Origin of the sequence: Arthrobacter horti, assembly GCF_030731045.1 — a bacterium.
GTDB lineage: Bacteria > Actinomycetota > Actinomycetes > Actinomycetales > Micrococcaceae > Arthrobacter_E > Arthrobacter_E nanjingensis.
Genome location: NZ_JAVALS010000002.1, coordinates 42,436 through 63,243, shown reverse-complemented (window position 1 = coordinate 63,243; position 20,808 = coordinate 42,436). Strand labels below are relative to the sequence as shown.

20 protein-coding genes are annotated in these 20,808 nt (G+C 68.9%); 11 read left to right on the top strand and 9 right to left on the bottom strand.

Annotated features, from left to right (window positions below):
- Positions 1–7: 7 nt before the first annotated feature.
- From Q9R02_RS04060 to Q9R02_RS04030, 7 genes are all read left to right on the top strand, one after another.
- Positions 8–766 (top strand): flagellar biosynthetic protein FliR, encoded by a 759-nt coding sequence (locus Q9R02_RS04060; protein WP_305995382.1) that lies wholly within the window; start codon positions 8–10, stop codon positions 764–766.
- Positions 767–1,885 (top strand): EscU/YscU/HrcU family type III secretion system export apparatus switch protein, encoded by a 1,119-nt coding sequence (locus Q9R02_RS04055; protein WP_305995381.1) that lies wholly within the window; start codon positions 767–769, stop codon positions 1,883–1,885.
- Complete coding sequence (locus Q9R02_RS04050; RefSeq protein ID WP_305995380.1) at positions 1,882–3,912, top strand: flagellar biosynthesis protein FlhA; 2,031 nt, start codon at positions 1,882–1,884, stop codon at positions 3,910–3,912. The genes Q9R02_RS04055 and Q9R02_RS04050 overlap by 4 nt, the downstream gene beginning before the upstream one ends.
- Positions 3,890–4,738, top strand: coding sequence for a hypothetical protein (locus Q9R02_RS04045; protein ID WP_305995379.1), 849 nt, complete (start codon positions 3,890–3,892; stop codon positions 4,736–4,738). The genes Q9R02_RS04050 and Q9R02_RS04045 overlap by 23 nt, the downstream gene beginning before the upstream one ends.
- Before the next feature lie 23 nt (positions 4,739–4,761).
- Entirely contained in the window at positions 4,762–4,998 is a 237-nt protein-coding gene (locus tag Q9R02_RS04040) for a carbon storage regulator (RefSeq protein WP_305995378.1), read from the top strand.
- Positions 4,999–5,239: 241 nt separating this feature from the next.
- A complete protein-coding gene (locus Q9R02_RS04035) occupies positions 5,240–6,094 on the top strand; it encodes a sigma-70 family RNA polymerase sigma factor (RefSeq protein WP_367575461.1) in 855 nt (284 codons plus the stop codon).
- A gap of 66 nt (positions 6,095–6,160) precedes the next feature.
- Positions 6,161–6,826 carry a histidine phosphatase family protein gene (locus Q9R02_RS04030; protein ID WP_305995376.1) on the top strand — a complete coding sequence of 222 codons (666 nt, stop codon included), beginning with the start codon at positions 6,161–6,163 and terminating at the stop codon, positions 6,824–6,826.
- 4 nt (positions 6,827–6,830) lie between these two features.
- Here the strand turns inward: Q9R02_RS04030 and Q9R02_RS04025 are convergent, their stop codons facing one another.
- Together Q9R02_RS04025 and Q9R02_RS04020 are read right to left on the bottom strand one after the other, a co-directional pair.
- Entirely contained in the window at positions 6,831–8,126 is a 1,296-nt protein-coding gene (locus tag Q9R02_RS04025) for an MFS transporter (RefSeq protein ID WP_305995375.1), read from the bottom strand.
- A gap of 25 nt (positions 8,127–8,151) precedes the next feature.
- On the bottom strand, positions 8,152–9,366 hold the full coding sequence (locus tag Q9R02_RS04020) for a M20 metallopeptidase family protein (RefSeq protein ID WP_305995374.1): 1,215 nt from the start codon (positions 9,364–9,366) through the stop codon (positions 8,152–8,154).
- Positions 9,367–9,484: 118 nt separating this feature from the next.
- On the opposite strand from Q9R02_RS04020, the gene Q9R02_RS04015 reads away from it, so the two are divergent.
- The 4 genes from Q9R02_RS04015 (at position 9,485) to Q9R02_RS04000 (ending at position 13,496) form a co-directional block, all read left to right on the top strand.
- The gene (locus Q9R02_RS04015) at positions 9,485–10,540 is read left to right on the top strand and encodes an Lrp/AsnC family transcriptional regulator (protein WP_305995373.1); all 1,056 of its coding nucleotides are present in this window, start codon (positions 9,485–9,487) and stop codon (positions 10,538–10,540) included.
- Positions 10,537–10,878, top strand: a complete 342-nt coding sequence (locus tag Q9R02_RS04010) for a YnfA family protein (RefSeq protein ID WP_305995372.1) — start codon at positions 10,537–10,539, stop codon at positions 10,876–10,878. The genes Q9R02_RS04015 and Q9R02_RS04010 overlap by 4 nt, the downstream gene beginning before the upstream one ends.
- 260 nt (positions 10,879–11,138) lie before the next feature.
- Positions 11,139–12,698: an alkaline phosphatase family protein gene (locus Q9R02_RS04005; protein WP_305995371.1), complete on the top strand. Its 1,560-nt coding sequence runs from the start codon at positions 11,139–11,141 to the stop codon at positions 12,696–12,698.
- Between the two features lie 210 nt (positions 12,699–12,908).
- Complete coding sequence (locus Q9R02_RS04000; RefSeq protein WP_305995370.1) at positions 12,909–13,496, top strand: hypothetical protein; 588 nt, start codon at positions 12,909–12,911, stop codon at positions 13,494–13,496.
- Positions 13,497–13,775: 279 nt separating this feature from the next.
- Here the strand turns inward: Q9R02_RS04000 and Q9R02_RS03995 are convergent, their stop codons facing one another.
- The 7 genes from Q9R02_RS03995 to Q9R02_RS03965 all read right to left on the bottom strand — a co-directional run bounded on the left by Q9R02_RS03995 (position 13,776) and on the right by Q9R02_RS03965 (position 20,807).
- Positions 13,776–14,129, bottom strand: coding sequence for a hypothetical protein (locus Q9R02_RS03995; protein WP_305995369.1), 354 nt, complete (start codon positions 14,127–14,129; stop codon positions 13,776–13,778).
- A gap of 348 nt (positions 14,130–14,477) precedes the next feature.
- Positions 14,478–14,825, bottom strand: a complete 348-nt coding sequence (locus Q9R02_RS03990) for a hypothetical protein (RefSeq protein WP_305995368.1) — start codon at positions 14,823–14,825, stop codon at positions 14,478–14,480.
- Between the two features lie 144 nt (positions 14,826–14,969).
- Entirely contained in the window at positions 14,970–15,455 is a 486-nt protein-coding gene (locus tag Q9R02_RS03985) for an HNH endonuclease signature motif containing protein (protein WP_305995367.1), read from the bottom strand.
- A 365-nt stretch (positions 15,456–15,820) separates the two neighbouring features.
- A complete protein-coding gene (locus Q9R02_RS03980) occupies positions 15,821–17,242 on the bottom strand; it encodes an NAD(P)/FAD-dependent oxidoreductase (RefSeq protein WP_305995366.1) in 1,422 nt (473 codons plus the stop codon).
- A 66-nt stretch (positions 17,243–17,308) separates the two neighbouring features.
- A complete protein-coding gene (locus tag Q9R02_RS03975) occupies positions 17,309–18,925 on the bottom strand; it encodes a dipeptide ABC transporter ATP-binding protein (protein ID WP_305995365.1) in 1,617 nt (538 codons plus the stop codon).
- A complete protein-coding gene (locus tag Q9R02_RS03970; protein WP_305995364.1) occupies positions 18,922–19,779 on the bottom strand; it encodes an ABC transporter permease in 858 nt (285 codons plus the stop codon). The genes Q9R02_RS03975 and Q9R02_RS03970 overlap by 4 nt, the downstream gene beginning before the upstream one ends.
- Entirely contained in the window at positions 19,776–20,807 is a 1,032-nt protein-coding gene (locus tag Q9R02_RS03965; protein ID WP_305995363.1) for an ABC transporter permease, read from the bottom strand. Before Q9R02_RS03965 ends, Q9R02_RS03970 begins: the two co-directional genes overlap by 4 nt.
- Position 20,808 lies beyond the last annotated feature (1 nt).

The following is a 20,808-nucleotide window of genomic DNA, read 5'->3' as shown; positions in this document are numbered from 1 at the left end:
GGCGCGGATGAACATCCCCATCGACCAGGCCTGGATCGAGGCCGTCATGCTCGCCGCCGTGCGCATGACCGCGTTCCTCTTCATCGCCCCGCCGTTCTCCCACAACGCGTTCCCCGCGCGCATCAAGGCGATGCTCGGCATCGGCCTCGGGCTCGCCGTCGCCGCCCGCGCCCAGCACGGCTACACCGCGAGGGACACCGCCGGGTTCCTCACCGGCCTCGTGCTCGAGCTCGTCACCGGACTCGCGCTCGGCTTCCTCGTCTACCTCGTGTTCGCCGCGATCCAGTCCGCCGGCTCGCTCATCGACCTGGGCGCCGGCTTCCAGATGGCGCAGGCTTACGACCCCCAGAGTCTCGTCAACGGCGCCCAGTTCACCCGCCTGCTCCAGATGGCGGCCCTCGCCCTTCTGTTCTCCTCCGACGGCTACCAGCTCGTCATCGGCGGGCTCACCGGCACCTTCACCGCTCTGCCGCTCGCCGGCGGCCTCGATCTCGCGCGCCCCGTCGAGGCGATGACGACGGCGGTCACCGGGCTCTTCGTCGCGGCCGTCCAGATCGCCGGACCCCTCATGGTCGTCCTGTTCCTCGCCGACCTCGGCCTCGGGCTCCTCACACGTGTGGCCCCCGCGCTCAACGCGTTCCAGATGAGCTTCCCGCTCAAAGTGCTCATCACCCTCAGCCTCGCGGGCGTCCTGTTCCTCGCCCTGCCGCGCATCGTCTCGGCACTGGCCGAGCAGGCCGCCAACACGCTCCTGGGGGTGGGGTGAATGGCCGACGGGCAGGAACGCACCGAACAGGCCACCGACAAGCGGCTCCGCGAGGTCCGGTCGAAGGGCCAGCTCTCCAGGTCGCAGGACCTCACGGCTTGGCTCGCCGTCGGCGCCGGCGCCGTCATGCTGCCCTCCACGATCGACGCCGCCGCCAAGGCCGGACGCGCCCAGCTCTCCACCGTCACCTCGGTCATCTCCGACCCCGACCCGGCCAAGGCCCTCATCGCCCTCTCCGAAGGGCTCGGCTCGCTCGACGGCACCCTCGGGCCCCTCGCCGCCGTCGTCTTCCTCACGGTGCTCGCTGGCTCGGCTGCCCAAGGCGGCGTGCACTTCAAACGGCTCACGGCCTCCTTCGAGCACTTCAACCTCCTCTCGGGACTCAAACGCATCTTCGGCTCTCAGGCCCTCTGGGGCGGGGTCAAGGCGCTGGCGAAGACCGCCGTCGTCGGCCTCGTGCTCTGGACGGTGGTGCAGCAGCTGATCCCGGTGACCTTGTCCGCTGGCGGTCTGCCGATCTCCGCCGTGCTCGCCGCCGCCGGCGACAGCGCCGCCGCGCTCATCCGCTTCGCCGTCGCCGCGGGCCTCGCGCTCGCCGCGGCGGACCTCTTGGTGGTGGTGCGCCGGAACCGCACGAAGACCCGCATGACCAAGCGTGAGGTCAAGGACGAGACCAAGAACAGCGAAGGCGATCCGCTCATCCGGTCCCAGCGCCGCTCCCGCCGGCTCGCGATGTCCCGGAACCGCATGATCGCCGCAATCCCGGGAGCCGACGTCGTGCTCGTCAACCCGACCCACGTCGCCGTCGCCCTCAGCTACGAGCCGGGGAAGTCCGCACCCCGGATCGTCGCGAAAGGCGCCGGGGCCATCGCCGCCCGCATCCGCGAGGAGGCCGAGAAGGAGCGCGTGCCGATGGTGCACGACGTCCCGCTCACCCGGGCCCTGCACGCGGCCTGCGAGCTCGGCCAGGAGATCCCCGTCGAGTTCTACGCCGCGGTCGCCGGGGTGCTCGCCTTCGTCATGGCGCTCAAGGCCCGCGGTGCGGCGGCAGGTGTGCACACCGTGCCCCACAGATTCAATCCCGCCCGTTCGCAGACACCTGAAGGAACCACCACGTGAACCGCAACCTCGCCCGGCTCGCCGTCCCGGTCGGCGTCGTCGGCATCGTCCTGCTGCTCGTCGTGCCGGTCCCGGCGCCGTTCCTCGACGTGCTCATCGTGTGCAACATCCTGCTCGCGCTCGTGATCCTCCTGACGAGCATGTTCGTGAAGAAGCCGCTCGACTTCTCCGTCTTCCCCTCGCTCCTCCTGGTCGCAACCCTGTTCCGGCTTGGGCTCAACGTCGCCTCGACCCGGCTGGTGCTCGGCCAGGGCTACGCGGGACAGGTCATCGAGGCGTTCGGGAAGGTCACCGTGGGCGGGTCGATGATCATCGGCGCGGTCGTGTTCCTGATCCTCGTGGTCATCCAGTTCATCGTCGTCACCAAGGGCGCCGAGCGCGTGGCCGAGGTCGGCGCACGCTTCACGCTCGACGCGATGCCGGGCAAGCAGATGGCGATCGACGCCGACCTCAACGCCGGGCTCATCACCGACGTGGTCGCGCGGCAGCGCCGGGCCGAGGTCTCAGCCGAGGCCGACTTCTACGGGGCGATGGACGGCGCGTCGAAGTTCGTCAAGGGCGACGCGATCGCCGGGATCATCATCATCGTGGTGAACATCGTCGGCGGCCTCGGCGTGGGGATGGCGCAGCGCGGGCTCTCGATCGGGGACGCCCTGAACACGTACAGCCTGCTCACGATGGGCGACGGCCTCGTCTCCCAGATCCCCGCCCTGCTCATGGCCGTCTCCACCGGCATGATCGTCACCCGCTCCAACGCCGAGGCGGACCTGGGGCAGGCCGCCTCCTCCCAGCTCTCCCAGTCCCGGACCGCCCTGCTCATCACCGGGATCACCGCCGTCGTCATGGCGCTCGTCCCCGGAATGCCGCCACTGCCGTTCATCGGCGTCGGCGCCGCCCTCATCATCACCTCGCGCAGGATCAAGGGCCCCGAGCGTGCACCGGACGCCGCCGAGGAGGGGGCGGCCGAGCCGGACCCCAACCAGCGCCTCATGGAGGAGATGCGCGTCCACCCGCTCGAGATCCTGCTCGCCCCGGACCTCGTGGACCTCGTGGGCGGATCCGCCGACGACCTTCTGGCCCGCGTGAAGTCACTGCGCCACAAGATCGCGATGGACCTCGGCGTCGTCATCCCGCCCGTGCGCACGCGCGATTCCGTGGAGCTTCCACCGTCCAGCTACGCGATCCGCATCGCCGGCGTCGAGGCCGGCCGCGGCACCGCGCCGTCGGGCAAGCTCCTCGCCCTCGGCGACTTCCTCGACGCCCTGCCGGGCACCGCCGTCGTCGAACCCGTCTTCGGGCTCGCCGGCAAGTGGATCCCCGCCGAGATACGGCACACCGCCGAGATGACCGGCGCAACCGTGATCGACCGCGTGAGCGTGCTGATCACGCACCTGTCCTCGATCGTGACGGCCGGCGCGGCGCGACTGCTCTCCCGCGAGGACGTGCGCGTGCTCACCGAGGGCGTCAGGGCCGCCAGCCCCGCGGCCGTCGAGGAGCTCACGCCCGCCCTGCTCACCCTCGCCGAGATCCACCGTGTGCTCCAGGGCCTCCTCGCCGAACAGGTGCCCATCAACGACCTCACCCGCATCTACGAGACCCTGAGCCTGCGGGCCAAGGCCTCCACCGACGCCGAAGGGCTCATCGAGGCAGCGCGGCTCGCCCTTGGGCCCGCCCTGGTGGGCCGCCTCATGGACGGCGACCGGCTCACCGTCATCACCATCGAACCACGCCTCGAGCAGACCCTCGTCCAAGACCTCCGCCCCGCGGACGCCGGCACCCAGCTCGTCATGGACCAGACCAAACTCGACGCCTTCCTCACCTCCCTCAGCTCCGCCGTCGCCGCCGCCGAATCGGCCGGGAAAAGCCCGGTTCTGGTGTGCGCGCCCATCCTGCGGCCCGCGGTCCGGAAGCTCATCCCCCTCCCGCCCTCCGGCGTCCCCGTGCTCTCCTATGCCGAAGTCACCTCCACGGAGGTCGGCATCGATACGATCGGAGTCGTGAGCCTTGGCGCCGCAATACCTGCTTGAGGGCAGGAGCCTCGACGCACTGACACGGAAGGCCCTGGAGCTCTACGGGCCGACGGCGCGGATCGTCCACGCCGAGCGCGTCCTCGACGGCGGGCTCGCGGGTCTGATGGGACGGCGGCACATCGAGGCCACCGTGCACGTCCCCGGGACGGCGAAGCCGGCTCCGCCGTCGGCCGCCGTCCCCCACCTCCTCGACGGGCGCGCCGGAATCGCCGCCCTGCTCGAGGACGCTGACCGCGCCGAGACCGCCCTCCATCCCACTTCCCCGGCCGTGTCCACCCAGGCACCGGTGTTCGACGATCTCCTGCGGCGCCTGCGCGCGGACACCGGCGAGCCGCGCGTCCCCGCGCTGCCGGGAACTGCAGGCGAGCTCGTCCTCGTCGTCGGCCGAGGTGGCACGGCGCTCGATGTCGTACGGTCCATCGCCGCTCGAGAGCCGCAGCAGTGGGCTCTCGCGACGGCCGGCGACCTCGTCGCGGACTGGCCCCATCTCGAAATCACACGCGACGCGATCGCGGCCCGCGCCGACGCCGTTGAACGCTCACGCGCCGTCCTCACCGCGTTCAGTCTCGGTCCCCTCGACGCACTGGCCCACTCGCTCGGGATCGCTGCGACGCTCACGCCGGATCGGGTCTGGCTCGCCGTCGACGCCCGCCACAAGCCCGACGAGACCGCCGAATGGGTCCAGGCCGCCTCGTCGCTCCTGGCTGTCGACGCACTCGCCGTGGTTGGCGCGGGCGAAACCCGCACCCCGCACACCGTCAACGGCCTCGGCATCCCCGTAGGCTGGGTGGACGGGTCCCCCGCACCACGGACGGTGCTCTGACTGCGCTCCACGGAAGGAAAGCCATGCTCGTACTCACCCGCAAGCCCGGCGAGAAGATCATGATCGGCGACGAGATCGTCATCACGTTCCTCGAGAACAACGGCAGCGAGGGCATCCGCATCGGCATCGATGCACCCCGCCACCTGGCCATCAAACGCGAGGAGATTTTCAAGGCCGTCGCGGACGCCAACCTCGCCGCCGCGCAAGCGCCGTCGGGCGCCGAGGAGATCCTCCAAGGGCTGCCGGGCCTGCCTGGCTGAGGCGCCGTCTGAAGCGCCTGCCCCCCTGCCGGATGGACGGTTCCGCCCCGGCGGATCTGTCCGGGTCGCCCTGACGAGCAGAAAGATATGTGACACGGGCTGTCACGCGCCCGACACGCCGCGGATTTGACATGCACAACCCCGTTGGACACGCACAATTGTCATGTCCAATGGGGTCCTGGCGCGCGGGGAGAGGTGCGGTCTCTCCCGTGGGCTCAGTGGAAGGCATTGGCTGGCAGAGGTGCATGTGAATATTGAAGAACGCAACCGTCTTGTTGTGGAGAATCTCCCCCTGGTCGGCTACCTGGTCTCAGACCTGTGCGCACGTGCCGCGCACCTCTCCCGCGAGGACTTGGCGTCGGCCGGCTCGCTCGGGCTCGTCCTCGCGGCGGATGCCTACGATCCGACGATCGGCGTTCCCTTCGGCGCCTTCGCCCGGCGCCGGATCACGGGGGCGCTCACGGACGAGCTTCGCTCGCTTGACTGGGCGGGCCGTGGGACGCGTAAGCGCATCAAGGCGGTTCAGGCCGTCAACGAGACCCTCACCAACGCCCTCGGGCGCAAGCCGAGCACCGATGAGATCGCCTCCGCCCTCGGCCTCACGCGCGAGGCCGTCGAGGAGATCATCGCAGACGAGGCCCGCATGGTGAGCCCACTCCAGGAGTCCGCCGTGGACTCCCTCGTCGCCGAGACGATCGCACCGGAGGAGGCGACCCTCGCCGGCGAACAGACGTCCTATCTGCGGGCCGCCGTCGAATCCCTGCCCGAGCACCTGCGGCGCGTCATCACCGCGATCTACCTCGAGGGCCTCCGCGTCAAGGACGTCGCGGACGAGCTCGGAGTCACCTCGTCAGCAGTCTCTCAGCAGCGGAGCGAGGCCATCCGCCTGATGCGCGATGGCCTGGCCGAACACTATGCGGACGCGCCGGCGGCCGTACCCCGCTCCCCCTCGGCTCGGCGTAACGCCTATCTCGAAACGTTCACCGAGGCGGTGAGGGGCATCAGGCGCGTCGGAGCCGCACCCCTGGCGGCCCCGGCGGCGTCCTCGCCGGCTGTCCCCCACCAGGCCCCGGGGCTTGAGCCCGTGGCCGGATAGCCTCCGCCCGGAACGGCTGCGGCCGGGCTCATTCCCGCCGCGGCCCCGCGGGCCTACGCTGTCCTGGTGCGCATCTATTTCATCCGCCACGGCCAGACGCCCAGCAATGTGGAAGGCGCCCTGGACACGGCGTTCCCCGGCGCCGCGCTGAGCGGGCTCGGCGAGGCGCAGGCCGCGGCGCTCCCGGCCGCCTTCGAGACCCTCGGTCTGCGCGGCGTCTACGTCTCCCCGCTCCTGCGCACCCGCCAGACCGCCGCTCCGCTGGCCGCGGCTCTGGGCCTCGAGGCCCAGGTCCTGCCGGGGCTGGCGGAGATCCCCGCCGGCGAGCTGGAGATGCTCAGCGACGACGGCTCGCTCCGGCGGTACGTGGACTGCGTCCGCGCCTGGATGCACGGCGAGCTGGGCCGCGCCATGCCGGGCGGCCCGGACGGCCACACCTTCGTGGACCGCTTCGACGCCGCCATCGCGTCCATCGCGGCCCGGCACGCCGACGACGACGCCGTGGCCGTCGTCAGTCACGGCGCCGCCATCCGCTGTTACGCGGCGCTGCGCACCGACCTGACGGAGGAACGGCGCGCGGGGCTGATGATCATGAACACCGGCGGCGCCGTCGTGGACGGACGCCCCGGCGCCTGGCGGCTGACGCACTGGCAGACCGAGCCGTTCGGCGGAGCGGCCCTTGAGGACCGCTCCGCCGAGGACGTCACGGGCGGCGTCGCCCCGGTGGACTGAGCCGTCAGGCCCGCAGGTCCTTGCCCTTCGTCTCCGGCAGCCCCAGGACCACCACGATCGAGACGAGGATGAGCACCACGGCGTAGGCGTTGAACATCCACGGCTGCTTCACGACGTCGGTGAACAGCGTCTGCAGGTACGGCGCCGTGCCGCCGAACGCCGCGACGGCGAGCGCGTACGGGATGCCGACGCCGGCCGTGCGCACCTTGGCGGGGAACAGTTCGGCGTAGACGGCGGGGGCGATCGACGCGCCGGCGGCGATGAACACCAGCATCACGGACATGGACACGAACAATTGCCAGACCGAATCATGCAGCAGCCACGTCATGGGGAAGTGCAGCACGGCGCAGCCGACCGCGCCGATGATCAGCACCGGCTTGCGGCCGATCCGGTCACTCAGCTTTCCCCAGAACGGCAGCGCCACCAGAAACACCACATTGGCGGCGAACCCGGACCACAGCGCCTGCCCGGGATCCAGCTTCAGGCTCGTGGCCGCGTAGGTCGGAGCGACGATGGCCCACACGTAGTAGATGACCGTGAGGCCCACCGTCATGCCAATCACCTGGAACGCCTGCTTGCGGCATGCCACGACCTCCTTCATGAGCGCCCCGAAGCCCTGCTTCTCCGTCTTGAGCTCCTCGAACGCCTCGGTCTCCGGCATGCGGGCCCGCATCACCAGCCCGTACAGGCCCATGAGCGCACCGAGGATGAACGGGACACGCCAGCCCCACGCGGCCATCTCCGCCTTCGGGAGGCTGAACGCCAGGACGGCCCCCAGCAGCGCGCCGGCCATATTGCCGAGCGTGCCGGAGAAGTAGATCAGCGTGGCCCAGAAGCCGCGTTTCTCCCGCGGCGCCATCTCCGCCAGGTACGTCTGGGACGACGGCAGCTCGCCACCGTGCGCCAGGCCCTGGATGAGCCGCGCCACGAGCAGCAGCAGCGAGGCGAACGCCCCCACCGCCGCGAAGGTCGGCGCGACGCCGATCAGCAGGCTTCCGACGGCGGCCATCGCCACGGTGAGGGTCATGGCGTTCTTACGGCCGAAGCGGTCTCCCACCCAGCCGAACACGACGCCGCCGAACGGGCGCGCCACGAAGCCGACGGCGAAGATCGCCAGGGTGGACAGGATGGCCGACGTCGGGTCGGCCGGGTTGAAGAGCTGCTTGGAGAAGTACGGGGCGAAGGTGGCGTAGATCGCCCAGTCGTACCACTCGGCGGCGTTGCCGATGCCGGTGCTGACGAGCGTGCGGCGCGTGGACGGCGCGGCGGTGGCGCGAACCGTGGCGGGGATGGCTGTCATGAGGGTCTCCGGAAGGTGGGTCGGGTCAGCGGGCGGCGAGCTGGGCCGTCTTGCTGAGCGCCAGCTGCGCGTACACCGCCGCGCCATCGGCGAGCACCGCGTCGTCGAACGTCGCGAACGGTGAGTGGTTGAACGCGCTGGTGGCGGGGTCGACACCGTCGGGCACCGCACTGAGGCCGATGAAGCTGCCGGGCACTTCGGCGAGCACGCGGGAGAAGTCCTCGGAGCCGCTGAGCGGCTGCGCGAGCCGCGAGTGGCGGCCCTCGAAGAGCTCGGTGATGGCGGATTCGGCGAACTCGGTCTCGGCGGTGTCCGTGACGGTGAGCGGGTACTCGGGGATGTAGGTGACCTCCACGTCCAGCCCGTGCGCCTGGGCGATGCCCTTCAGGAGGCGCGGGATGGCCGTCTGCATGCGCTCCCGGTTCGCCTCGGAGAAGGTCCGGATGGTGGCGTCGAACTCGGCGGTGTCCGGGATGACGTTGCGCTTGGTCCCCGCGGCAAGACGGCCCACCGTGAGGACCGTGGGGTCGAACATGTCGAACTGGCGGGTGACCATGGTCTGCAGGGCCAGGACCATCTCCGCGGAGACGGTGACCGGGTCCTTGGCCGCGTGCGGGGCGGAGCCGTGACCGCCGGCGCCGAGCACCCGGACGAACAGGCCGTCCGAGGCGCTCATCATCACGCCGGGGCGGGTCACGAAGCGGCCATGCGGTTCCATCGAGGAGAAGACGTGCATGCCGAAGGCGGCGTCGACCCGGCGGCCCGGCGCATCCAGGACGCCCTCACGCACCATGACCGACGCGCCGTCGTACCCTTCCTCGCCGGGCTGGAACATGAAGACGACGTCGCCCGCGATCTTGTGGCGGTTGTCCGCCAGGAGGGTGGCGGCGCCGAGCAGCATCGAGGTGTGCAGATCATGGCCGCAGGCGTGCATGGCCCCGTCCACGCGGGAGGTGTAGCCGACGCCGGTGCGCTCCTGGACCGGCAGGCCGTCCATGTCCGCGCGGAGGAGCACGGCCGGGCGTTCGTCTTGACCAGCGGCGCCCGTGCCGCGAAGCACCGCGGTCACCGAGGTGGTGTCCGTGCCGGTGGAGACCTCCAGGCCCAGTCCGTCCAGCACGGCGAGGACCTTCTCCTGCGTGCGCGGCAGCTCCAGGCCGATCTCCGGCTCCTGGTGGAAGGCGTGCCGCCACTGGATGAGCTGGTCCTGCAGTCCGCGTGCCTCGTCGGTGATTCCCACGGTGTCTCCTTCTCCGCTGCCGCCGGCGCCCTCGTGTGAGCCGCGCCACATTTGTTTCCTGCCCGATAGTGTGCGGGAGGCCCTTCTTCCCGGAGCGAAAACTGCAACAATCTCTCATATGGAGGCACTCACTCAGCGTTTTCCCTCACTGGGGGCTCCCGTCGTCGAGCTCTCCGAAGATGAGCTCCTGCTGCTCCACGCCCTGCAGATCGCGCCCCGGGTTTCCTGGCTGGACGCCGCGGAGATCCTCGGCGCACACCCGGCCACGCTGGCGCGCCGCTGGGAAAGGCTCCGCTCCTCCGGCCTGGCCTGGGTCACCGCCCATCTGAAGGGCGACCCCTCCCTGATGGTCCTGGCGTTCGTGGACGTCGAGTGCGAACCCGGACGGCGGGACGACGCCGTGGCCGTGCTGTCCAGAATCCCGGAGGTGCTGACCATCGACGTGGCCACGGGCCGGCCGGACCTGGTGCTCACCGTCATGGCCCGCTCCCTGCTGGAATGCACCGAGCGGGTCCTGCCCCTGGTCGCCGCCGCGGACGGTGTCCTGCGGATGGAGAGCGAACTCTGCACGCGCCTGCATTCCGGCGGCCACTCCTGGCGGCTCGCCGCCCTGGACAAGGCTCAGATCGGCGCGTTCGCGGAACTCGCCCGGGTGGAGCCGTTCGCCGGACCGGTGCCGCCCGCCGCCTTCGACCTTCTGCCGATCCTGGCCCGCAACGGCCGCGCCGGGGCCGCGGACATGGCCCGCGAACTGGGCCGGAGCCCGGCCACCGTGCACCGCCAGCTGGCCAAGGTCCTGGGCAGCGAGCTCCTGTTCGTCCGCTGCGAGGTGGCGCAGGGGCCAGCCGGGTATCCCGTGGCCTGCCGCTGGCTCGCCAAGGCCCCGGCCGGCCGGCATGCGGAGACGGCCGCGGCGCTGAGCGGCCTGCGGAACGTCCGGCTCGCGGCGTCCACCACTGGACGGACCAACTTCATCATCATGATGTGGCTGCGCACCGTGGCCGACGTCCTCACGGCGGAGCTGACGCTTCAGGAGAGGATCCCGGGCATCGACCTGGTCCGCAGCACGGTCATGATGCGCAGCGTGAAGCGGGTCGGCTTCGTCCTGGACCCGGACGGGACGGCCACCGGGGAGATGATCGCCGCCCCGGGACCCGGAATGATGGACGCATGAGCATCCTGAAGTCCGTCCTCCTCTTCGCCCTGTCCGCCGTGGCGGAGATCGGCGGCGCCTGGCTGATCTGGCAGGCCGTGCGGGAGGGCCGGGGCTGGTGGTGGGCGGGACTCGGGGTGATCGCCCTGGGCGTCTACGGCTTCGTGGCCACGCTCCAGCCGGATGCGAACTTCGGGCGGATCCTGGCCGCGTACGGCGGGGTGTTCGTGGCCGGATCGCTCGCCTGGGGCGTGGTGATGGACGGTTTCAAGCCCGACCGCTGGGACCTGATCGGCGCGTTCATCTGCCTGGTGGGCGTGGCCGTCATCATGTTCGCGCCCCGCGGCGCGGGAGCCTGAGGATCTCCCCGGGCTCTCCCGGGCGCCCTTGTTGACTCCGGGCGCCCCGATTGCGGCGCCCAGCGTCAAGTAGAGCGCCCGACGACGGCGCGCGGCCGCCGTCGTCGTCCATCGCACCGCCGAGCCCCGAGAGTTAACCCTCCCGCCGCCGGCCGTTCACCCTGAGGCGCGCTCCGTGACGCGCGGAGTTCCTAGAGTCGATCCGTCATTCGCACGGGGTCTGGGGCACTCACGCTGTCATCGCAAACTTTGGAGCAAGCATGAAACTGCGGATCACCAGCCGCCTGGGGAAATCCTTGGCCGGGGTCCTGGCCGTGGGCGCCCTGGGCGCCTCCCTGCTGGCCGGCGGCACGGCCGCCACTGCCGAATCGACCACCCCCGATCAGGGCTCCCAGGGCCAGAACGCTCAGGGCCAGAACACTCAGGGCGAAGGCCCCAAGGCCAAGATCGGCCACGTCTGGACCATCGTCCTGGAGAACAAGTCCTACGAGGCCACCTTCACGGGCCTGAACCAGAACGACTACCTCTGGAAGACGCTCCCCTCCTACGGCGAGCTGCTGACCCAGTACTACGGCACGGGCCACTTCAGCCTGGACAACTACATCAGCCTGGCCGGCGGTCAGGCTCCCGCCCCGGAGAACCAGAACGACTGCCCGCAGTACACGGACGTCACTCCCGGTACGGCCGTGGCGGACGGCCAGGTCCTGGCCCCCAAGGGCTGCGTCTACCCGGCCTCCACCAAGACCCTGTTCAACCAGCTCGATGACAAGCACGTCAGCTGGAAGGCCTACATGCAGGACATGGGCAACGACGCCGGCCGCGAGGACGTCTACCGCTGCGGCATCCCGGGCGACCCGTCCGGCGCCGGCGTGAAGGACCTCTCCGGCGCCACCCCCACGGACCAGTACGTGGCCAAGCACAACCCCACGGCCTGGTTCCACTCCGTGATCGACAACCCGCAGGACTGCAAGAACGTGGTCCCGCTGAACGGATACCAGGCCACCGCCGGCCACCCCGCCCTCACGGGCCTGGAGCAGGACCTGAAGTCCGTCGCCACCACCCCGGAGTTCAACTGGATCACCCCGGGCAACTGCTCCGACGCGCATGACGCCACCTGCAAGGGCGCCGGCCAGAACATGAGTGGCGACCCGAACAGCCGTCAGGGCGGCCTGTACGCCTCGGACAACTTCCTCAAGAAGTACATCCCCCTGATCATGGGCTCCCCGGCCTTCCAGCAGGACGGCCTGATCCAGATCATCTTCGATGAGGCCATGCCGCCGTACAAGATGTACGGCAACTCGATCGCGGATCTCGGCACCCAGACCGGCCCGTGGGGCAACAACAGCGGCCCGGCCATGGGCTCCGACTCCGGCACCGGCGCCTCCGCCCAGGCCGAGGCCAACACCGGCCAGTCCGTCGTGGCGTGCTGCAACGAGCTCCCCGGCCCGAACACCAGCCAGCCCGGATTCCAGGCGTTCAACCAGGACACCACCCCGGGTGGCGGCATCACCGGCGCCGTGATGATCTCCCGCTTCATCAAGCCGGGATCGGTCAGCAACCAGCCGTACAACCACTACAGCTGGCTGCGCAGCATGGAGGACCTGTTCGGTGTGACCAGCGGCGGCACTGACGGCAAGGGCCACCTCGGCTACGCCGCGGCCGACGGCCTGCGCCCCTTCGGCGGCGACGTCTACAACAACCCGTCCGGCAAGGCCCTGCAGCCCACCTCGTCCGGCGCCATCACGTACCCGGCCGTGGCCGGCGTGAAGGACACGGGCGTCCCGGTCATCCCGGCCGGCAGCGTCTACGCGGGCCACTGACGCGTCGTTGAACTGACCTGACCCGTCTCTCACCGACGACGACGGCCGGCGCCCCGCCGCGGCAGGGCACCGGCCGTCGTGCTCACTTCCTTCGCCCTCCCCCGCCCCGCGAGCTCGCTATGGAGGGGCTGAGATCGCTGTCCCATGTAGCGATCTCAGACTCTGCATAGCGAGCTCGGAAAGCTCAACCCCTCAGGAAGGCCCACCTCCGTGCGTTCCCGCTCTCTTTCCGCCCTCTTCGTCGCCGCCGCACTGGCGGTGCCGCTGGCCGCGTGCAGTGCGCCGGCGTCGTCGTCCCCGTCCGCGGATGACTCGGCCAAGGCCGTGGTCCAGTCCCTCGGCGCGATGCCCATTCCCACGGCGCCGAGCGTCGAGCCGACCGCCACGGCCGATGCGAAGCACGGGGCCGTGCTGGCCATCGGCGCGCCGGTCTCGGCGACCCTGCCCGGCGGGACCACGGTGATCCTCACAGCGCTGGGCCCAGACACGGCACCGGTGCCGGTCCCCACCGTGCGCCCCACCGCCGCGGCGGACGTCCCGATCGACGGGACCATCACGGTGCGGGTGAAGGCGGTCTCCGGCTCCCTGACCCTGGGCGTGGGCGATCTGAACTGCCGCGACCAGATGGGCCACACCGTGGCGCTGAGTGCGGTCGGGGCTTCCAGCGTGACGGTCGCGGCCGGCGCTCAGGCCGATCTGGTGGTCCGCGGAACCTTCCACGCCGGTGCCGCCCAGGTGACCCTGCGGCACGCGGACCGCGCCCTGGCGCTCTGGACGTTCAATATCGAGAACGACTGAGCGGCCGCGCCAGGAATTACTGCTCAGCTCCGCCGCATCCGTATCAAGACTGATGGCCGGCGCCGGGCGGGCTGCCAGGGCCCCGGTCCATCAGAGCCGCGAGTCTCCGGATAACGGGGACGAGTGGCGACGTCGACACGGTAGCCTGATCCGCCCTGTTCCGGGAACCCTTAATCGCAAGTTACCGGATAATGGCCCATTATCCGGCAACCTTCCGGCGGGAGGCGCTCTTGCGGAAGGGCAGGCAGGATCCGTCCCGTCGGTTCCGAGGTTATTCGGCTACTTCGCTTCGACGAAGTTCGTGCCGGCCGTCATCCCAGTGGCAAGCATGGCCTCGACCAGCGGTTCTGTCAGATAGAGCTTCCCACGTGGTTTCTCGCTCAGTTTGAACGCCATCAAGTTCCCAACGACTTCCTCGTGGAAAACCGTGCTGCGGAACCTCAGAATTCCACCATCGCGGAACCGGACGATATCGGACTTTTCCAGGTCTACAGCACCCTCAACAACGGGTGCTGAGAATACGGCGAGGCGTGCTTCCTCGCACAGAAGCGGGAGCAACTCGCCGTGAGGACGCAACAGTGGACCTATGGTTTCGATGGCGTCATCTCGGAGGATGAGGACGTCCGTTGCCATGAATGGCATATCGGCTCGCTTTTCCGGGCGCCCACGGTTGTCCTCCGTAAGCAACTTCATCCTGACTGGCTGCCAGGGGTCACCGGGCCTACGTTCAGGAAGGTGCCCGAAGATCTCGTAACTGTCGGAACTATTGACAGGAAGAGCCCACTCGTAATCTTCAGGAGTGGATGGTCGGAAAATACGACTAGTGCCCATCATTACAACCCTCCAGAGAGCATTCGAGACCGGATTTCACCGAGTATATCGAACACTTCATTTCTCGTCGCGGCATCACTTAGAAGTTTGTCGACTTCCTCATAGTAGGCCTTGGTGTGGAGTGAGTCGCATACGGCTGCTCCGCCGCAGTTAATCGAAATTGGCCTCCCAATATTTTTCACCGTTCGCATTCAGCATTCCCTCGAGCACCGCCGCAATCGTGTCGCCCGCCGGACACCAGTCGTCGCGAGGATCAAGAGGAAGGGCTACAAGGAGCCTGCTTCCGGCCACCTCCGAAGGTGCGTAAATCAAAATTTCCAGATCGCCCAGAAACTCGCCAATGACAATATCGTCAACCTTCATCTGATCGGGGCGAGCCGTCTGTTGCTCCTCAGTGCGAGCAGCAACCTTTCGCCAATCCAATAGATGGAGTCCCCATTGTCCATAGTTAATATCTTCGATATATCCAGGATTCTCTGGAAATTCGCCACAGATCAATCAGCTCCGGAGGCACCTGGCTCGGGAAATTCATGCTGATCAGTTCCCCCGGAGGACACCCTTCATCGAATCGACTCCTCAATCTAAGAGCATTATCGGTAAAATCGATCTGATCCCATTTCTTGAGAGCTTCAACGGTAGCCTCTATTTCAGACATTGGTATCCAATCCGCCACGTATTGAACATTGTTTTATGAATTTCACGTGGCAAGGGTACGAGGTTGAAGAAATCGTTAGAGCCCCCAAATTCGCGCGGCGTGATGTGATGAATGTCGTATGCTCCCCAACCGCCTGGTGGTGTCGAATACCCGCGATCGTACCAGGCGGTGTCATAGCGTCGTAGCAACGGAGCATTGGAGATTTTCGCCTGCATCTTCCCATCCGGCACGGCCGTGGTCTGAGACGTCTCCGTCGTCAACGCATCAACCACCACCGGCTGCCCCGTGGACTCAGCCTGAGCCAACGCCGCCGACTCAGGATCCGCTGTAGCAGACGAAACCAAGGCAGGCGTGGGTGTGGCATCAGTCGCATGGGCCGGCACAGCGACCACCGAGAGACCTACTGCAGCCAGTAAAGTCGACAACACGGCAGCCGAAATTGAGCGCGAGAATCTACCCTGCGAAACAGACACGGGTCCCCCAGAATGCAATGCGAGTGATCGCATTCCGGTAAGGTTCCCGCCGCCGAAATGCGACTAACGAGAGAAGAATATTACCGCCCAAAACACTCGGCAAGAGAATTGCGCAACTTTCCTGTGCCTCAAATCAGATTTCCGTATCGATCACCCCATCGTTGGTGGCTTGCACCAGGAAACCCAGAGCTTCGGCCATGAGGATGAAGACCGCCCGATCTCCAGCGGCAGCGCCAAAGACCGGATCATTGCCAACACCCTTACAACGTCGACGTGGCCAGCAGCCTGCTCCCGCTCAGCAAGACCTGCGCTGGTTCAGACACCCCGTGTCCAGCCCACCGCAAGCGTCGCCCCTCCCCCCATCCTCAGGAATCAAACCCCAGCCCCACGGCGTCGAGTGCTTTGAGGATGAAGTTCCGCTTGCCCTCGTTGTGGTCAGCCCGGTCCATGGACCAGCGCGTCAGGTTGATGCCCACGGACGCCAGCGGCTCCGGCGGGAACGGAAGCGGCCGCTTGCGCACCATCTCCACCTTCGTCCGCTCCGTCTCCTGGCCGCTCAGCAAGTCCAGCAGTACATCCGCCGCGAACGCCGTCGCCCCCACCCCCAGTCCCGTGAAGCCGGACGCGTACGCCACCCGGCCCTTGCGCGCCGTGCCGAAGAACGCGCAGAACTGGGTGCTGGAGTCGATGGGCCCGGACCACTGGTGCGTGAACTTCAGGCCCTCCAGCTGCGGGAATGTGGTGAAGAAGTGCCCCGCCAGCTTCTCCCAGGTGCCCGGCTGGTATTCGTGCCCGTCGTCCACCTTCCGGCCGGGGAAGTACAGCGCGTCGTAGCCGCCGAACAGGATCCGGTCATCCTTGGTGATCCGGTAGTAGTGGAACTGGTTGGCCATGTCCCCGATGCCCTGCCGGTGCGTCCAGCCGATGGCCTCCAGCTGCTCCCGGCTCAGCGGCTCCGTCATGAGCGCGTAGTCGTAGACCGGCACCGTCATGAGCCTGTTCCGCTTCAGCAGCGACGGGAAGACGTTGGTGCCCAGCACCACCTGCCCCGCACGCACGGTGCCGCGATTGGTCACCACCGCCACGCCGTCGTCGTCGCCGTCACCATCCACCAGCTCCCGCACCCGCGTGCCCTCGTGAATCGTCACCCCCAGCTCCGTGGCCACCCGCGCCAGCTCGGTGGCCAGCTTGTACGGGTGCACCATGGCCACCGAGTCCTTGAGCCACACGGCCCCCAGATACGTGGGCGAGTTGACCTCGGCCTGGGCGGCTTCCCGGTCCAGGACCACGCCGCCACTGTCCTCCCCCAGCCACTCCAGCTGGTGGGGCTCGACGGCGACGTTCAGCTCCCCGGTCCGCTCCCAGTCGCAGTCCATGCCGTAGCGCTCCACAGCCTCCTGCATGCGGTTCAGGTTCTCCATCCCCAGGCGTTCCAGGGTCTCGATCTCCTGCGGCCAGCGGTTCTTGCCGTTCTCATAGCCGTGCGTGAGGCTCGCCTCGCAGAAACCGCCGTTGCGGCCGGACGCCGCCCAGGCCACGCGCTCGGCCTCCAGCAGGATCACGCTGCGCTCCGGGTTCCGTTCCTTGGCCCGCAGCGCGGTCCACAGGCCCGTGTAGCCGCCGCCCACGATCACCAGATCCGCGGCCGAGTCACCCTCCAGGGGTGCGTACCGTGGCACGTCCGGGCCGAGGTCGTCGATCCAGAACGGCCGGTGGACGGTCCCCTCCAGGGAATGCGCGACGACGGCGGGTGACGGAAGGTTCCGTTCGAAAACGGTGCTGTGCACGGGGTTCTCCTGTATCAGATGCGGTGATGAAGCCGGGTGGGGTGATCGGTCAGATGCTGTGGTGGGTCAGGGTGTGGTGATGACGTCGCGATCCCACAGGGGCCGGGGCCGGGAACCGATGAGGTTCCGCGTGTAGTCGTCCCCGGGGTCCGCCAGGATCCGGGCGGTGGGGCCCTGCTCCACGATCCGGCCCTGGTGCATCACCAGCACCTGGGAGCACAGCCGGGACACCACGGCCAGGTCATGCGTGACGAAGAGGATGGTCAGGCCCAGCTGGTCCCGCAGCTCCTCCACGAGTTCCAGCACCTGGGCCTGCACGGAGACGTCCAGGGCACTCGTGGCCTCATCCAACACCAGAAGCCGTGGCCGGGCGGCGAGCGCCTTGGCCAGAGCCACGCGCTGGCGCTGACCTCCCGAGAGCGCCCGCGGCTTGGCGTCGAACCGCTCCGGGCCGATGCCCACGCGGCCCAACAGCTCCCGGGCGCTGTCCTGCGCCTGCCTGCGGCCCTGCTTCTGGTGCAGCCGGAACACATCCGCCACGGCGTGCCCCACGGCGATGCGCGGGTCCAGGGACAGGTACGGGTCCTGGAAGACGATCTGCACGTCCTTCGCCAGGAGCTTGCGCTCCCGGGCCTTCAACGGACGGTCCGGACGGTCCACGACGCCCAGCCGGAGCGTTCCCTCGCTGGGCGTCTCCAATCCCACCACCAGGCGGGCCAGGGTGGACTTCCCCGAACCGGACTCCCCCACCACGCCGAGCGAGCCGCCCACCGGGAGGGTGAAGGTCGCCTGGTCCAGGGCCGTGAGGGTGTCCCCGTGCGGAAGCTCGTAGTGCTTGCTGAGAGAGTCCACGGAGAGGATCGGCTCCTCGCCCTCCACAGCCACCGGCACGGCAGGAACGCGGTCCAGCTCGATGCTTGGCGTGGCCCCCACCAGCTGACGGGTGTACTCCTCCTGCGGGGCCAGGAACACCTCGCGGGCGCTGCCGTGTTCCACCACGCGGCCGTTCCGGAGCACGTACACGCGCTCACACAGGCTGGACGCCAGGTTGAGGTCGTGGGTGATGAACAGCATGCCCATGCCGCGGGCCTGCTGCTCGTCCCGCAGCAGCTTCACGATCCCCGCCTGCGTGGTGACGTCCAGCGCCGTGGTGGGCTCATCGCAGAGCAGCAGCTCCGGGGAGTCCAGCAGCGCGGCGGCGATCATGACGCGCTGCAGCATGCCGCCGGAAAGCTGATGCGGGTGCTGGTGGACCAGCTCGGACGCCCTGCGCAGACCCACCTGCTCCAGTTGCTCGACGGCGCGTTCCAGCGCCTCGGCCCGGGACAGTCCGCGCCAGCGCACCAGGGTCTCCGTCAGGAAGTCCCCCACGGTGCGGACCGGGTTGATGCCGGCACGCGGATCCTGGAAGATCATGGACGCCTTGTTGCGCCGCAGCCCCAGCAGCTCCGCCGAGCGCGCGGTGAGCGTGTTCAGCCCCCGCACCGCCACGGTGCCCGAGTGCTGCGAGCGCTCCGGGAGGAGACCCAGCGTGGCCCGCGTGGTCAGTGACTTCCCGGATCCGGACTCGCCCACCAGGGCGACCGCCTCGCCGTCGTCCACGTGCAGGCTGATGCCGTTCAGCAGCGGGTCCCGGCCCGCGAATCCCAGGGTGAAGTCCTGGACGTTCAGCAATTGACTCATGAGAGCTTCCCTCCGATGCGGTCCGAGATCTCCTCGCCGATCACGTTCACGGCCACCACCACGACCACCACCACGAGCGCGGGCCAGAAGGCCGGGAGCACGTAGCCGCCCAGGAGGGCTCCGCGGGACTCCTCGATCATGGCGCCCCAGTCGCTGGTGGGCGGCTGCACGCCGAGCCCGATGAAGGACAGTGCCGCCAGGTCCGCCAGGACGTAGCCGAAGTTCAGGGCCGACTGCGCGCCGACCGTGGGGATGAGGTTGGGCAGCACGCGGCCCAGAACCACCCAGGGGGTCCGGAAGCCGAGCACCCGGTACGCCTGCACGTACGGCCGGGCCCGTTCTGAGACCACCAGCCCCTGGGTCAGGCGGGCCACGTACGGGACATAGGCGATGGTCATGGCGATGATGGGCGCCACGAGCCCCTTGCCGAACAGGGCCACGGCCAGCATGGAGACCAGCAGGGCGGGGAAGGCGAAGAGGATGTCGAAGGCGCGGCCCAGGACCTTGCCGGCCCAGCCGTCGGACCAGCCGGCCGCCAGGCCCAGCAGCAGGCCCAGGAGGGTGGAGCCGAGCACCACCAGCGTGGGGCCGAGCAGCGACGTCCGGCCGCCCACCATGAGGCGGCTGAGCAGGTCACGGCCCAGAGCGTCCGTGCCCAGGAGGTGCTGCGCGCCCGGACCGGCCAGGACGTTGTTCAGGTCCACGTAGTCCGGGTCGTACGGCGCCAGGGCGGGCGCGAACACGGAGACCGCGACGACGACGGCGACCACCAGCACCGCTGCCCAGGCGAGCGGTGAGAGGGCGGAGGTGTAGCGGCGGAGGCCCTGCTGCGGCAGGGACAGTGAGAGGGTCATCGGGTCTCCGTTCCGGCCGCGATGCGCGGGTCGATGAGGGGCTGCAGGAGGTCCACCACGGTGTTGACCACCACGAACGCGGTGACCACCACCATGACGATGGCCTGGACCACGCCGAAGTCCAGCCGGTCGATGGACTGGACCAGCAGCTGCCCGATGCCGGTCAGGCCGAAGGTCTGCTCGATGATGGCGCTGGAGACCAGCAGGCCCGCGATCATGACACCGCTGACCGTCAAGATGGGACCCAGGGCGTTGCGCAGCACGTGACGGACCACCACGGAGGAGCGGGTCAGGCCGCGGCTCATAGCCACCTCAACGTGCTCCCGCACCAGCTGTTCGTTCATGGAGGAGCGGGTCACGCGGGCCACGAACGCGATGTAGGTGATGCCGAGGGCCAGGGCCGGGAGGGTCAGGTGCCACACCCGGCCCAGGAAGCCGTCCCCGCTGCCGAAGGACGGGAACCAGCCCAGCTGCACGGCGAAGAGCGCCACCAGGGCGATGGCTGCCACGAACGGCGGCACGGCGCCGGCCGCGGTGAGCGTGACCAGGATGAAGCGGTCCCCGAAGCCCTTGTTCAGACTGGCGATGATGCCGGCCAGCAGGCCCAGCAGCGTGATGAACACGGCGGCCAGGGCTACGAGCTGCAGGGTGGTGGGGAGCCGGTTCAGCAGCACGTCGGAGACGTCCTGACGGTACGTGAGCGATCGCCCCCAGTCCCCGTGCAGGATGCCGCCGAGCCAGTTCAGGTACTGCTCCCAGGCGGGCTTGTCCAGGCCGAACTGGCGCGTGATCTCCACCAGGGCCTCCGGCTTGGGGCTGCGGCCGCGCAGCAGGAACCGGGCCGGATCGCCCGGGACCAGGAAGCGCGAGAAGAACACCGCCAGAGACGCGATGAACAGCGTCAGCAGCAGGGAGAACAGCTTTCCCAGCACGAAGCGTAGGCGACGGGGGCGCGCGGCGCGGCCCGGCGTCGTCGTGTGCCGCTGCGTGCTGCGAGGCTCTCCCGCGGGTGCATCCATGACGCTCATG

Bases quoted from the DNA above. Each gene is read 5' to 3' on its own strand.
- Q9R02_RS03975 (WP_305995365.1), bottom strand. From the start codon at position 18,925: ATGAGTCAATTGCTGAACGTCCAGGACTTCACCCTGGGATTCGCGGGC.
- Q9R02_RS04040 (WP_305995378.1), top strand. From the start codon at position 4,762: ATGCTCGTACTCACCCGCAAGCCCGGCGAGAAGATCATGATCGGCGAC.
- Q9R02_RS04055 (WP_305995381.1), top strand. From the start codon at position 767: ATGGCCGACGGGCAGGAACGCACCGAACAGGCCACCGACAAGCGGCTC.
- Q9R02_RS03970 (WP_305995364.1), bottom strand. From the start codon at position 19,779: ATGACCCTCTCACTGTCCCTGCCGCAGCAGGGCCTCCGCCGCTACACC.
- Q9R02_RS04010 (WP_305995372.1), top strand. From the start codon at position 10,537: ATGAGCATCCTGAAGTCCGTCCTCCTCTTCGCCCTGTCCGCCGTGGCG.
- Q9R02_RS04025 (WP_305995375.1), bottom strand. From the start codon at position 8,126: ATGACAGCCATCCCCGCCACGGTTCGCGCCACCGCCGCGCCGTCCACG.
- Q9R02_RS04060 (WP_305995382.1), top strand. From the start codon at position 8: ATGAACATCCCCATCGACCAGGCCTGGATCGAGGCCGTCATGCTCGCC.
- Q9R02_RS03995 (WP_305995369.1), bottom strand. From the start codon at position 14,129: ATGGCAACGGACGTCCTCATCCTCCGAGATGACGCCATCGAAACCATA.
- Q9R02_RS04005 (WP_305995371.1), top strand. From the start codon at position 11,139: ATGAAACTGCGGATCACCAGCCGCCTGGGGAAATCCTTGGCCGGGGTC.
- Q9R02_RS03965 (WP_305995363.1), bottom strand. From the start codon at position 20,807: ATGAGCGTCATGGATGCACCCGCGGGAGAGCCTCGCAGCACGCAGCGG.
- Q9R02_RS04015 (WP_305995373.1), top strand. From the start codon at position 9,485: ATGGAGGCACTCACTCAGCGTTTTCCCTCACTGGGGGCTCCCGTCGTC.